Genomic DNA, 14307 nt, shown 5'->3' on the forward strand with positions numbered 1-14307 from the left:
CTTTATAAGCACGGTTTAGTATATCGAATTGGCAGAGTTTCAATTTAAGTATTGAGACCCTTACTTATATTTATTCAAAAAACTTACTTCTTTTTAGCTTTTACTTTATCCACTTCATCTTTTAGAAAAGGATATTTTTGTTGCATATCTTCCAACAATTGCGGATCAAGTTCTAAAGCGGTCGAAAGCGTGACTCTTCCTTTTTTCTGACTATTCAACTGGAAATAACAGTTGCTTAACTGATAAAACAATTCTGCTCTGTTATGCATTTTCGTGGCTTCTACCAAAACGTTAACTGCTTCTTCATATTCGCCAATTAACATCAGTACTTCCGAGTAGGCATACCAGTTGTAAAAACGGCTTGGTTCAAAATCCACCAACTTTTTCAAACATGACAAACTCTCTTCAAACTTTCCCCCTTCAATATATAAAAAAGCGAGTCTTTTCTGATAATCCAGATTCGATTCGTTCAGAGAAACTGCTTCTTTCGCAAAGTGCAAGGCTTCTTTCATTCCGCCCATTTCCTCGTAAATGTAGGATTGCTCCATCATCGAAAGGTAAAACTGGGGATCATCCCGCAACGATTTCTGAAACGAATTTAAGGCTAAAACCGGTTGCTTATTTTCTTTGTAACACAAACCAATTTTATAAAAAGTAAATGATTTCGTATATTCTAAAGCCAGCATTTCTTCATAGACCTCGACGGCTCTTAACCACTCACCCATCGCTTCATAACACGCCGCTTTATTGGCATAAACTCCGACAGATTGCGGATTAATCGCCAACAAATAATCAAAGCCTTTAATGGCTTCTTCGTAATTCTTTTTGTTAAAGAAGAACTGTCCATATTCGTACCAAGCCGTTTCTGAGAATGCAAACTTGTCCAAATAACCGTTCAAAAACTCGATGGCTTCATCGCTTCTCTTCAATTGGTTATAACAGAACATTACGTTTTCTAATGAATATTCATCTTGAGAATCAAAATTCAAAGCGAGTTTGTAATGCTTCAAAGCCTTGAATGGATCTTCTAAATTCACGTATTCATCAGCAATGAAGTTATGTAAAAAGTTTTCCTCTTCTTCTAATTCTAATGCTTTTTCGCAATACTCGATTGAACGTCTTGGGTTTCCAAGATTCGAATAATATTTTGCACAGCAAACAAGGAAATCGGTATGATCCATACAAGATTCCTTCAGTTCAGTCATCAGTTCTTTGGCTTCAGAATATTTTTCTAATTCCAAAAGAACTTCGAATTGCTTTATTTTTAAATCAAGGGAATTCGGGTGAATTTTCAACCCATATTTGGTTGCCATATCGGCAAAGGAAATATCCCCCATTTCGAGGTAATAAATAATGATTTCTTCATATTCTTCGGTTTCGAAGTAGAATTCATCATTATTCTCAACCATTGCTTCGAACTTTTCTACCAGTTCGTTTTCAAAAAATTCTTCCAATATATTGTTGTTTTTTTCTCTATCTAAATTCTAATTAGATATGAAAAAGTTTTTTAATTAATTTTTAAGTTACCTGGATCCAGTCTGTTATCAAAGAATGATAATACTTTAATTTCATCATTCATAGATCTATAGAAAAGAGAAAAGTTTTCTAAAATCAAAACTCTACTGATTCTTTTAATTTTACTTTCCTCACCAATGTAACTTTGTGATCTTACTAAATTGATCATTCTAAAAGTTTCATCAAGAATTTTTTCTGAGTAAATATTGGAATTATTGTTAAGAGTCCAATAATCATAAACTTCATTTAATTCTTTACTGGCTTTTATGGACCAACTTACTTTTTTCATCTTCCAAAAGATTTCATAACTTCTTCATGTGAAATTACTCTTCCTTCTTCGATGTCTTTCAAGCCCGTTTCGATGGATTTTTTTTCAGCATCTGAAAGTTCATTCCACCAATCCTTTTCTACATTGTCTTCAACAAAATCGACCTCAATTGCTTTGAGAATCGCTTTTATTTTTTCAGATTCTTTCTTGTTTTTGGGGTTTACTGTTATTGTCATGACTTAAATTTGAATTAAAGTTAGTCAATTTTGATTAAATCAAACTTCTTATTTTTTCAATCATTTGATCTCCCAAATTATCGGCTTCCTCCTGAGAAAATGCTTCGGTGTAAATTCTGATAATCGGTTCTGTATTTGATTTTCTCAAATGGACCCAATTGTTTTCAAAATCAATTTTCACACCATCAATTGTAGAAATATCTTCTGTTTGATATTCTTTTTCCATTTTAGTTAAAAGAGAATCAACATCGATATCCGGAGTTAATTCAATTTTCTTTTTACCCATGAAATAACTTGGATAACTTGCTCTCAATTCGGAAACAGTTTTATTTTCTTTGGCTAAATGAGTTAAAAACAATGCTACACCAACCAAAGAATCACGACCGTAATGAAGTTCAGGATAAATGATTCCACCGTTTCCTTCACCACCAATTACGGCATTTTTCTCTTTCATTAAAGTTACTACATTTACTTCACCAACAGCGCTGGAGAAATATTCAGAACCTAAATTTCTTGCAACATCTCTTAAAGCACGACTTGAGGAAAGGTTCGAAATCGCTGCTCCTTTTTTATGTTTCAAAAGATAATCTGCAACAGCAACCAAAGTATATTCTTCACCAAAAAGTTCTCCGTTTTCATCGACCAAAGCCAAACGGTCAACATCTGGATCAACTACGATTCCAACGTCTGCTTTCTCGGTTTTCATCAATTCGCAGATATCTCCTAAATGTTCCTTCAACGGTTCTGGATTGTGTGGAAAATGTCCGTTGGGTTCGCAATATAATTTCACGACTTCACAACCTAATTCTTCTAACAATTGTGGAATAGCAATTCCGCCTGTAGAATTTACGGCATCAACTACGACTTTAAATTCCTTTGCTTTAATGGCTTCTGCATCAACCATTGGTAAATCCAGAATCTTTTGAATATGAATATCGAAACCATCTTCTCTAGTTTCGTATTTTCCTAAATCATCAACTTCTGCATAATGAAAATCCTGACTTTCTGCTAAAGCCAAAACTTCAGTTCCATTTTCACCAGTAATGAATTGGCCTTTTTCATTTAATAATTTTAAAGCGTTCCATTGTTTTGGATTGTGAGAAGCGGTTAAGATAATCCCACCATCTGCGTTCAATTCGGGAACCATTACTTCTACGGTTGGCGTTGTAGAAAGTCCCAAATCAACAACGTTAATTCCGAGTCCTTGCAAAGTTGCAGTAACCAATGAATTTACCATTGAACCGGAAATACGTGCATCACGACCAACGACTAAGGTCAGATCTTTTTTATTTTTATTATTTTGAAGCCAGGTTCCAAAAGCGGAAGTAAATTTTACCACATCAAGTGGCGTTAGATTTTCATCAACTTTACCACCAATGGTTCCGCGGATTCCTGATATCGATTTTATTAAAGCCATAAACTGCAATTTTTTATATGATTTTCAAGAACAAATAAATTCTCGAAAAGTCTGGTTTTTCAATTTGCAAAAATACGAATAAAATAGGAGAAGAAATTATTAAACAAAAGTTAAATTAAAATCTCTTTTAAAAAAAGAACATTGATAATGAGTAATTTAACTAAATTAAATCATCCACAGCAATCAGAATCGCAACCTGGTTTTCCTTTGCCTTTAAATTTTTTAGAACTAAAATTTTTAGCAATGATTTTAAATAAAGAGTAACCGGCAATCAAGACGAATACCGCGATAATGACATATTGAAAAATAAGTGAATCATCCATTATTTTAATATTTGATAGACAATTAAAGAAGCAACATACGCTAAACCCGACATGCCGAAGAGTTGCGCCATTGTCCATTTCCAGGATTTGGTTTCTCTATATACAACGGCCAAAGTAGAAACACATTGCATGGCAAAAGCATAAAAGAATAAGATTGAAACTCCAGTTGCGAAACTATAAATTGGTTCACCATTTGGTTTTTTATCATTTCGCATTTTATCGATGATTTTTCCTTCTGGCGCTTCATCATCTAAACTATACAAAGTTGACATTGTTCCTACAAATACTTCTCTCGCTACAAAACTCGTTAAAATCCCAACGCCCATTTTCCAGTCGTAACCCAAGGGTGCAATTACTGGCTCAATGGATTTTCCCATTTTGGCGAGATACGAATGATCTAATTTAACATCGGTAGCCACGAATTCTTCCTTGTTTTGAGTTGGTCCGATATAACTGAAGAACCAAATCACGATACTGAAGAAGAAAATAATCTTCCCCGCACCTGTAACGAATTCCCAAACTTTACCGAGAACGACTTTAAAATCATAACCGAAAAGTGGCATTTTATAGGAAGGTAAATCCATTACCAAAAAGGATTTCGCGTTACTTTTAATAATTTTTTTAAGAATTAAAGAAGCCATTAATGAAGTGAAAAATCCTAGGAAATACATTGCCATTAAAGCGATTGCTTTATAACTGATTCCAATAAAATATTTGTCCGGAATAATTAAGCCAATGATAATACTGTAAACTGGAAGTCTCGCAGAACACGTCATAAAAGGCGTTACCAAAATAGTGATCAAACGCTCTTTAACATTCTCAATATTTCTGGTTGACATAATTGCCGGAATCGCACAAGCCGTTCCTGAAACCAATGGAACAATACTTTTCCCGTTCAAACCAAACGGACGAAGAAATCGGTCCATTAAAAATATAACTCTCGCCATATATCCTGAATCTTCGAGGAGATAAAGGAAATAAAGTAAAATACCAATTTGTGGCGCAAAAACCATAATTCCACCAACACCTGGAATAATTCCATTGGCGATCAGTGAATTAATCGGTCCTGCCGGAAGATATTCATTCGCATAAATAGATAACCAAAGGAAGAAATCTGAAATCCAGTTCATCGGATATTCTGCCAAAAAGAAAACACTTTGGAAAATGATTAATAAAATCAATCCAAAAATGACATATCCCCAGAATTTATGAACTAAAACTTTATCTAATTTTTCAGTAAGTAATTCTTTGAACTGCGGTTTTTTAGAAAGAACTTTGGAAATTATTTTGTCAATTTCCTGATATCTTCTAATCGTTTCTTGAGTCTGTAATCTTTTAGGAACCAAACATTTAACCTCATCATTATTCAACTGTTCTTTAACAGATTCCAGTTTTCCTAAATACGTATCTGAAGAAAGTAAAGTCCAGACTTTATATTGATTTTCTTCTTTTGTTTCGGCTAAAATTTTAAAAACCAAACCTTTATGTTCGGTTGGAATATCGAAAGAAACGGTTTCAGATTTGGTAAAATTTCCTTTATTAATCTCGGCACGCAATTCTTCAATTCCTTGATTTTCTTTGGCGTTTGCCTGTAAAACGGTAACGTTTAATTCTTTTGAAAGTTGGTCGATATCGATATTGATTCCGCGCCTTTCGGCTTGGTCAATTTGATTAACAACTAATAAAATAGGAATTCCTAAATCCTGAATTTGCTGGAAAAGAAGCAAACCTCTTTTGATGCTTAATGCTTCTAAAATATAGACAACACCCGAATAATGAGTTTGCTCTTCTACCAAAAACTTGGATAAAATCGCTTCATCTTCGGAACTCGGATAAATGCTATAAGAACCAGGTAAATCAATAACCTCTACGTTTTCGCCCTGATAATCGTAATCGCCGGAATGGCTTGCTACGGTAACTCCGGCGTAATTCCCGGTTTTTTGCTTTTTGTTACACAGTAAATTAAATACAGTAGATTTTCCCACATTGGGATTTCCTACCAAAAGGATTTGTTTCTTGTTTGAAGTGTTCATTCTTCGCTCGATCTAAGTTGAAATTTATCGTGATTGTTTAAGATAAACTTTCCACGATGATAAACTGCGCTTCTTCTTCTCTAAGGGCAATTCTGCTTTTTTCGTCACCAAATTCTATATACAATGGACCTTTGAAAGGTGCCTGGTACAGGATTTTGAAGACGGTTTCCGGGAGCAGACCCATTTCAATAATTTTATTGGGCATTCTGAGGTCGTCATTTTCATAACCCAAAATCTTCCCGGATTTATTTCTGGGAAAACAGCATAATTTATTTGATTTATCTCCTTTCAACACTAAAATTTTGAAGTGCAAATGTACGCTATTTAAATTTAATCTAAATAAGGAATGTCACTGAAATGATTTGAAACATAAAAAACCCCGAAACAAAATTTGTTCCGAGGCTCGAAAATATAACTTAATAGTAACGAATGTTATTTTTTGGATTTTTCAATTGAAATTTCAATCGGGTTATCGTTCGCATTAAAGAAATCATTCATCATTTTTTCCTGTTGCTTAACCATTTGACCAATCGTTAAATCACTACCTGGAATTTTTTGAGACATTACCTCAGCAGTTAAATAAGGCCTTGCTGTGGCCATCGGGTCTTTCTTAAATTCACCGAAGGTTTTTTCAAACTTATCACGAGAAACCTCAACAACTTTTCCGCCATCACCTCCCGGTTGAACTGATTCCAAGTAGGTTGCTTCTTTGAAGTTATCAACTTTTTTATTCCCTTTTAATTCCCAAGAATAATTATTTCCATCATCGGTAACCTTAACAATTAAACCTGGTAAACCATAGAATTTATACGGTCCGTCTTGCAATGGAATATCGGGGGTGAACCAAGCAGTCCATTTTCTACCTCCGTATTCTGTAGTTGCTTTTTGAGTATTATAAGCGCCTATTTTTTCTTTTCCACTCTGGATTTTCCAATCAAATTTTAGGTCTTCATTATAGCCGATATTCATAGGTGTAAATCCATTAGCAACGCGATCACCATATTGTATTTTCATGCCCGGATAAAACTTATAAATTTTCTCTGAAAACTTCGGCATCGTTACGCTCTTAGAAATATCTTTGAAAGTCCCTGCTTTTTGCATCGCTTCTACCTGAATTTTAAGAATCGAATCCTGCGCCAATAAAGTATAATCTCTATAAATTGACTTGTCTTTTACAACATCCAGAATGGTCATTACTTTATCTAATTTAGCAGAATCTTTCTTTGGTTTAAAAGTTAATTCATAAAAGAATCTGTTCGCCGTTTCCTGCGCATTAAGAGCAAAAAAAACGCTGACTGCAAAGAGGGTGAGTATCTTTTTCATGTTTTTTATTTTACTATTAGTTAACCAATTATAAAATTTGTTACAGTTTTTTATGAATATTTTATTATTAGTTTAAGATAAAAATGAACAGCAGCATACTACCTTTACTAAAACAAAATAATATGGAAAGTTTACCCAACCTCAGAACAGAATTTGGACAGGAATACGAAACCACCAAAAAATTCTTTGATGTTTATCCTGAAGACAAAAATGAATATCGACCACATGAGAAGAGCATGAAAATGATATTGCTTGCTACTCATATCGCAGAAATTTTCGGCTGGCCAGAAATAATTATGAAAACCGACAAACTTGATTTCGCTGCTGGTGATTACCAACCCACATTCCTAAACTCGAAAGCAGAATTACAGAAAAAACTTGATGATGATTATCAAAAAACCAAGCAAACACTCGACAATACAAGTGAGGAAGAGTTAAGCGGAAGATGGTCAATGAATATGGGAGAAAAAGTTCTTGCAGAATACACCAAATACAGCGCGATGCGACATGCGCTCAATCAAATCACCCATCACCGAGCCCAATTAGGAGTTTATTATCGGTTAAACGATATTCCGGTGTCAGGAAGTTACGGACCAAGTGCTGATGAAGAAAATTTCTAATCATCATCAAATAACAAAGAAAATCCCATCCTGTTTTTACAAGATGGGATTTTTCCAAAGAAATTTTAATATTACTTAAAATTAAATTTCACCGTAAACATTACTTGACTTGGTCTGATCTCAATACTATTTCTTGTGGTTGAAAAATATCGGGTATCATAACTGATGGTTTCGTACAATTTCTTGTTCGCAATATTCAACCATTTTACTTCAAAATCAATTTTTTTCTTTGCCCAAGTATATTGGTAAGAAAGATCGTAGAAAGAATTACGAAGATTAGTTGCTCCTTGCGAAGTTGTAACATCATCCCAAACAAAACCAATCGTGTGATTTTCTATGGGATAAAGGAACAGGTTCATATTGTGATTCCACCCAGAATTCTTATTGGAATTATTAAAATAATCATCACTGTTTTTATTCCAATTCATTGATATATTATAATCCACACTCATCCAAGAAAAATAAGTATTGTTGAATTTCAAGGCTAAATTTTGTCCATTGCTTTTACTTTCAATAAAATTATCTACATTATTTTTGTCCACCAAAACGCTAAAAGAATTAGAATCTCTATTGCTGAAATTTACCGATGCGTTGGTTTTAAATTTCGGGAAATACTTTCCGATTTCAATACTTTCTGTTTGAGAAAAAGAACTGTTATCTCTAAAATCTAAAGAGTTTACAGAAGATCCCGATAAAAACTGCTGCGTTTTTGTAATTAAATTTCTCTTGGTATCATTATAACCGTATCGAATATTAAAGAATAAGTTATTCAGCGGATTTCTATATTCTAATCGAGCAGACGTATTGATGTTTCTGTTTTCCGGTAAAAGGTTGCTGTCTCTAAAATTTAAAGATTTAGGACTGGTCAGAATTGTGCCGTCATACACCGAACCGAAGTTGCCGTAATCATAATTCAGGTTACCAAAAACAAAGGCTTTCCAGAACGACGCGAAAGTATAACTTCCCCAAACATTTGGTTCAAAAACGGTCTTGCTGATTTCCGAATCTTTGGATCTCAGTTGATCTTTGTAATCAATTCCATACATATTTACCGGCAAAGTAATGCTCACATTCAAGGCGCTGCCTTTATAGTTAAGTCCGACTTGAGTATAAGGATTGATTTCATTCCATTTCATACGGTTTTGGAAACGGCCATCTAATAAACTTCGGTCTCCATATAACTGAGAATTCATATCATTAAAGGATAATCTCAAACCAACTTCCGGCGTGATGGTCCATTTTTTATAAGAAAAACCAACTGATGCCGAATGATTTGCAGTCAATGTTTTTAAAGCAATACTTTGATCAAGTCTGCCATAATGAACCCTGGTAGAATCCCGACCAAACTGTTGGTCAAGATCAAAGAAATTCTCGTTGGTTGCCGATAAATCTTGTCGGTCAGTTTGATAAGCGATATAACTCATGAAATTTACCAGTTTTTCTTTCCACGGAATAATGGTACTTAGTGAGTTTTTGATGATTCCAGTAGGTGCGCTCATTGATTCATCAAGTGTAATATCTTTTAAAGAAGGATTAGGAACAACCATATTATATCTTGTGGCAGAATTTCCACGATCCTCATTCCAGAAACCATTCCAGGTTGTGGTGTTTTTAAAGAATCCTTTCTTGGCGTTTTTGGTAATAATAATTTCTCCTTTTGCAGCATTGCTATAAAGATTATTGGATTCTGTATTGGTGATTTTTCCAACATCAAAATATCCTTGTTCATAAACAATTTCCCGCTTAGAATCTCTACTTATGGCATTATTGGTATAACTCGTACTCGCTTTCAATTCCCATTCTTTACTCTTAAAAGGATTGGTTAAAACATTGGCCGAGAAGAAATGTACATTGTTCATTAAATATCTTTTTTCCGGAAGATTCGGCGTACTTGCTTTATCTACACCCACCCAATAATTCCCCGCAGATTGTCCTCTTTGACCTTCCCAGCGACTTCCGAAAGCGAGCATATTTCCTTCTCTTTCTACACTTTCACCATTATTATTGGTTTTATAATTTAAAACCCATTGGTTCTTCTGTCCGAAAAACATGGGTGTTAATTTCACATTCCACAACAGCGGATCCATGCCAATACCCACTTCTCCCCGACCGGTCATGGTCACCGCTTTTTTCAGAACTACATTAAGTGCCGCATTTTCAGAGGGAACTTTATCTTGAAGAATTTTCACGGGTTGGTGATTTTCCATCACTTCAATTTTTTGAACATCGCCAGTTGGCAAAGAGTTGTTGATGGTTCCGTAACCACCTTCCATTAAATCTTTTCCATTCACATAGAATTTATTAATCGGCTCGCCTTGATAAAGTACAGTTCCATCTTTATTGACATCAATTCCCGGGATTTTCTTTAAAACATCAGCAAGAGTTCGATCAGATTTACTCTCAAATGCTTTGATATCATAAGAAATCGTGTCGCCTCTTTTGGTGATCATTTTCGCCTTTAATTTGACCTCTTTAATTTCTGTAGCATCGGGCTGCAAAGTAAAATTCTGTGTTTGACTTTCATTCTTAAACGTTTTCTGCAAAGGTTTTTGGTTAAAGGCTTTTATTTTCACATCAACATTTTGCTCTGGAGTGGTAAAGGTGACCTTGTATTCCCCATTTGAATTGGTGATCGAAAAAGCGATAATCGCATCTTTACCCGGTTCTTCTACCGTAACACTGGCACTTGGAATCGGCTTTCCGTCTTCATCTAAAATTTTTCCACTGATGGAAGATTGTGCCCAAGAATAAATGGCAAGAAATAAAGCAAAAAGAGTTGATATTTTTCTCATGAAAAGATTTATTTATTAGTAACGTAAAGCAACTATTTGTTACAGATCTGTTTTGATTGCGAATATAAATCAAAGTTAAATTCAGAATCACTTAGGCACGATAATTAAAATGAATTTCGAAATCATTTTTTTACTAATTTTGTGCCCTAACATTTGCGCATTATGGGATTTCATTTACAGCCAATTGATATTGTAGAATCGATTACCAAAGAAGATTTTCGGAATAAATATTTGCTTCCAAGAAAGCCGGTGGTCATAAAAAACATGGCTAAAAACTGGCCTGCTTACGAAAAATGGACGATGGATTATATGAAAAAGGTAGTGGGCGATGTTGAAGTACCACTCTACGATTCATCAAAAGCGGATCCAGCTGCTCCCATTAATTCATCTGCAGCAAAAATGAAATTCACAGATTATATTGATTTAATTAAAGAAAAACCGACCGATTTACGGATTTTCCTTTTTGACCCTATAAAATTTGCACCGACTCTTTTAGAGGATTACATTTCCCCTAAAGATTTAATGGGTGGATTCCTGGACAAATATCCCAACATGTTTTTTGGTGGTCAAGGTTCTGAAACTTTCATGCATTTCGATATCGATATGCCCCATATTTTTCACACCCATTTCAATGGTAGAAAACACGTTTTACTGTTCGACTACAAATGGAAAGAGCGACTGTATAAAATGCCGTTTGCGACTTATTCACTGGAAGATTATGATATTGCGAATCCAGATTTCGAAAAATTTCCTGCTTTAAACGGCGTTGAAGGAATTGAATGTTTCTTGGAGCATGGCGACACTTTGTTTATGCCAACTGGTTGGTGGCATTACATGAAATATTTAGATGGCAGTTTTTCTATTTCCCAAAGAGCTTGGGACAAATCGTGGGCCGTAAAAGCGCACTCTCTTTGGAATCTTGTCGTTCAAAGAAATTTTGATAATTTCATGAAAAGAAAATACAAGAATAGATACATGGATTGGAAAGAGAAAAAAGCAATCGAAAGAGCCAATCGCGCTTTGAAAAAAGGATTGCCGAAATAAAATTTATTAATCTTTGAGAACCCTTTCAGCCTTTATACGACTGAAAGTGTTTTTTATTTCAGGATCTTTTAAATTTCTTTAAGGCATCAGTGGAATACAGCGCAAAGAAAATAAGAACAGGCTGAAAAAATAACCGAATCAATCTTTTGGAATCGGTATCTAAACCAAATCCGTCACGGTGTTCTATATATTGTGCGATGTTTCCGGGAAAAACCAAAACGAAAAATACAGCAAGGATTAAACCTACTGCTTTCTTTTTTTTCGTTAAAAATATCATGGCTAATCCCAATAAAATTTCTACAACTCCAGAAGCCAAAACGACAAAATCTTTTGAAAGCGGAATCCAATCTGGAACTTGTGCCTGAAAAGTTTCACGAGCATAAGTGAGATGCCCGATTCCTGCCAAAAGCATGAAGGCTCCCAAAACTATTCTTATTGTATTTTTTATCATTATACCTGTATTTATATTTAACTAAAAAACTATTTTAGAATTAAAATATTCTGTAAATCGGATATGTCCCAACACTTCCTTCGTAATAATCAGAATGCCTGTAAACCCATTCCAATTGACTATTCCCATCTTTTGCAAATTCTGGATTGGCGATTTTTTCAAATTCAAAAGCAGTTTTTAAAACCTGATTATTTTTTAATAATTCAGCCGCCGTATCTTCAAAAACATAATCAGAAAAATATTCTTTTTGACCCAGGATGCCATCAAAAAAATTCCAATTGAAAAAAGAATCTGTAGCTTCCGGTTCCAAGGTTTCTAGTAAATATTTTACACCGAGCTGTTTCGTTGAAACCAAATAATCTCCTTTTCTAAATTTAAAATTTTTAGTTTCCGATTTTACTTCGGTATCATAATGGAGATAATGTCCTTCGTAAGGATTTTTTACTGTTTTATAATCTGAAATTTTATACTGTTGCGCAAAAATGGTAGAATCCTGCTTAATTTCTTTGATGAAAATATTATTTCGTTTTAAATATTCCAAAACTTTTTGCTCAGATCTCGGAATTACATAATAAGACGGAATAGCGATTTCTTTCGTCGGAATATACTGATCGTAGAATTTTACTTTTCGCTTAAAAGGTTTTGTTCTGTCATAGAACAATCTGGGTTTTCCGGAAACCTCACTTGCTTTTTTCCCAGCTTCATATCCTTTAAAATCGATGAGTTTATATTTAGTGCTGTCTAATTTCCATTGAATCGGATACTTCATTTTAGGTTGATAATCCGCTAAACTTTCAGCCATTAATTTTTGAATTTCCTTCGCGTTTTTTGCGGTATAATTTATTGAACTCAACATGTTTTCGTACGTCGCCTGAACTCTATCTTTATACGGTTTCAACATATGCGTTTCTGCCACCGTTCCCAGCGTATTAAAAAGCGTAGTATAACCTGTTGCATATCGTGGAGAATCCATAAAAGCAGGAAAACCATCATTTGGTGAATCACCATGAATATTGACATAAGGCGTAGTGAGAATTCCTTTCTTTTCCAAAGTTTCTAGAATTGCAGGTTGCATTTTTCCATTAAAGTAAGGGCCGAGTTTTTTACCCAACCGTTCTCTATTGGTAGAAATGTAGGTAAACAAATATTGGTAATCCGCTCCATTACTAACATGATTATCAATGAAATAAATCGGTTTAAAATGCTGGAAAATCTTTTGAAATGCTTTCGCATTTTCGGTATCGTTTTTAATGAAATCACGGTTCAAATCATAGTTTCTTGAATTTCCACGAAAGCCATATTCTTCCGGACCGTTTTGGTTGGCTCGGCTGTGACTTCCTCTACGCAGCATTCCGGAAATATTGTATGCTTGAATCGCCACAATTTTCAGATTATTAACAGAAATTTTTCCTGTTGCAAAATCACGCATCATCATCATTGTGGCATCAATCCCATCTGGTTCGCCAGGATGAATTCCATTGTTAATAAGAATTGTAGGAACATTCTTATCTTTTGAATTATTAAAAATGACCACTTTTATAGGTTCACCATTATCATCAGTCCCAAAAGATTCTACAGTAATGGTTTTAAATTCCTTTGCCAAATCATCATAGAATTTTACCATCTCCGTATAAGTGGTTGTTTGATTTCCATTTCCTTTTTCAAAAGGAGTAAGAGGTTTTGTTTGAGAGAAAATTAAAGATGATCCTAAGAAAAAAAGAGTTATTAAAAATTTCATTTTTAAATTTTTTCGAAATTACAAAAACATTCTCGTAAAAAAAATCACCTTTCAATTCATATAATTGTGAAAAAAACATTTCAAAATAAATTATCAGCAACCTGAATTAATTCTGATTCGCTGCACGAAATCTTTGCACTTTTTTAGTGGTACTTTTTTTGTAACTCTAATTATCAAATACTACATTATGGCAAATCACAATTTAAAAACACTTTCCGAAGTTCTTAACACTTTAATTAAAAGAGGAATTACCAAGGAAATATGCATGAATGATCAGCATCAAATGGTTTTGGGTAAAGACGAAAAAATCTATCAACCCGAAGATTTATGTATTGTAAAATCGTACCGATTTGAAGGAGACAGCAATCCGGATGATAACGCGGTTCTTTACTTACTTCAAGATAAAGACGGAGAATTGGCAACCATCTTGGATTCATACGGTGCAGAAAGTAATTACAGCGGTAAAGAGTTCGACAATTTTTTACGTAAAGTTCCGGTACAGGAAAGTGATGAACATAACATCGACTAATATACAAACCGGCTCGTT

Annotated in this window: 14 protein-coding genes; 3 read left to right on the top strand and 11 right to left on the bottom strand. The window is 34.3% G+C overall.

Annotated elements, in window-relative coordinates; genetic code table 11:
- Nucleotides 1-83 precede the first annotated feature (83 nt).
- The 8 genes from PUH65_RS02135 to PUH65_RS02170 form a co-directional block, all read right to left on the bottom strand.
- A complete protein-coding gene (locus PUH65_RS02135) occupies nucleotides 84-1454 on the bottom strand; it encodes a tetratricopeptide repeat protein (RefSeq protein WP_305518215.1) in 1371 nt (456 codons plus the stop codon).
- Nucleotides 1455-1507: 53 nt separating this feature from the next.
- Nucleotides 1508-1804: a type II toxin-antitoxin system RelE/ParE family toxin gene (locus PUH65_RS02140; RefSeq protein ID WP_305518216.1), complete on the bottom strand. Its 297-nt coding sequence runs from the start codon at nucleotides 1802-1804 to the stop codon at nucleotides 1508-1510.
- Nucleotides 1801-2019, bottom strand: a complete 219-nt coding sequence (locus tag PUH65_RS02145; protein ID WP_305518217.1) for a hypothetical protein — start codon at nucleotides 2017-2019, stop codon at nucleotides 1801-1803. The genes PUH65_RS02140 and PUH65_RS02145 overlap by 4 nt, the downstream gene beginning before the upstream one ends.
- 34 nt (nucleotides 2020-2053) lie before the next feature.
- A complete protein-coding gene (glmM, locus tag PUH65_RS02150; protein WP_305518218.1) occupies nucleotides 2054-3436 on the bottom strand; it encodes a phosphoglucosamine mutase in 1383 nt (460 codons plus the stop codon).
- Between the two features lie 170 nt (nucleotides 3437-3606).
- On the bottom strand, nucleotides 3607-3759 hold the full coding sequence (locus PUH65_RS02155; RefSeq protein WP_305518219.1) for a hypothetical protein: 153 nt from the start codon (nucleotides 3757-3759) through the stop codon (nucleotides 3607-3609).
- Nucleotides 3759-5792, bottom strand: a complete 2034-nt coding sequence (feoB, locus tag PUH65_RS02160; RefSeq protein ID WP_305518220.1) for a ferrous iron transport protein B — start codon at nucleotides 5790-5792, stop codon at nucleotides 3759-3761. The genes PUH65_RS02155 and feoB overlap by 1 nt, the downstream gene beginning before the upstream one ends.
- Nucleotides 5793-5829: 37 nt before the next feature.
- Nucleotides 5830-6084: a FeoA family protein gene (locus PUH65_RS02165; protein ID WP_305518221.1), complete on the bottom strand. Its 255-nt coding sequence runs from the start codon at nucleotides 6082-6084 to the stop codon at nucleotides 5830-5832.
- 140 nt (nucleotides 6085-6224) lie between these two features.
- Nucleotides 6225-7115 carry a GLPGLI family protein gene (locus PUH65_RS02170; RefSeq protein WP_305518222.1) on the bottom strand — a complete coding sequence of 297 codons (891 nt, stop codon included), beginning with the start codon at nucleotides 7113-7115 and terminating at the stop codon, nucleotides 6225-6227.
- An 83-nt stretch (nucleotides 7116-7198) separates the two neighbouring features.
- Between PUH65_RS02170 and PUH65_RS02175 the strand changes: the two genes are divergently transcribed.
- Nucleotides 7199-7735, top strand: a complete 537-nt coding sequence (locus PUH65_RS02175; protein WP_305518223.1) for a DinB family protein — start codon at nucleotides 7199-7201, stop codon at nucleotides 7733-7735.
- 71 nt (nucleotides 7736-7806) lie between these two features.
- Here PUH65_RS02175 and PUH65_RS02180 read toward each other — a convergent pair whose 3' ends face one another.
- A complete protein-coding gene (locus tag PUH65_RS02180) occupies nucleotides 7807-10527 on the bottom strand; it encodes a carboxypeptidase regulatory-like domain-containing protein (RefSeq protein WP_305518224.1) in 2721 nt (906 codons plus the stop codon).
- 162 nt (nucleotides 10528-10689) lie between these two features.
- On the opposite strand from PUH65_RS02180, the gene PUH65_RS02185 reads away from it, so the two are divergent.
- Nucleotides 10690-11571, top strand: coding sequence for a cupin-like domain-containing protein (locus tag PUH65_RS02185; protein ID WP_305518225.1), 882 nt, complete (start codon nucleotides 10690-10692; stop codon nucleotides 11569-11571).
- 58 nt (nucleotides 11572-11629) lie between these two features.
- Here the strand turns inward: PUH65_RS02185 and PUH65_RS02190 are convergent, their stop codons facing one another.
- Nucleotides 11630-12022 (bottom strand): MauE/DoxX family redox-associated membrane protein, encoded by a 393-nt coding sequence (locus PUH65_RS02190; RefSeq protein WP_305518226.1) that lies wholly within the window; start codon nucleotides 12020-12022, stop codon nucleotides 11630-11632.
- A 40-nt stretch (nucleotides 12023-12062) separates the two neighbouring features.
- Entirely contained in the window at nucleotides 12063-13760 is a 1698-nt protein-coding gene (locus tag PUH65_RS02195; RefSeq protein WP_305518227.1) for a M14 family zinc carboxypeptidase, read from the bottom strand.
- 187 nt (nucleotides 13761-13947) lie between these two features.
- Here PUH65_RS02195 and PUH65_RS02200 point away from each other — a divergent pair, with 187 nt between their 5' ends.
- Entirely contained in the window at nucleotides 13948-14289 is a 342-nt protein-coding gene (locus PUH65_RS02200; RefSeq protein ID WP_305518228.1) for a hypothetical protein, read from the top strand.
- Nucleotides 14290-14307 lie beyond the last annotated feature (18 nt).

The sequence above is a fragment of the Kaistella sp. SH40-3 genome (assembly GCF_030686865.1).
Classification (GTDB): domain Bacteria; phylum Bacteroidota; class Bacteroidia; order Flavobacteriales; family Weeksellaceae; genus Kaistella.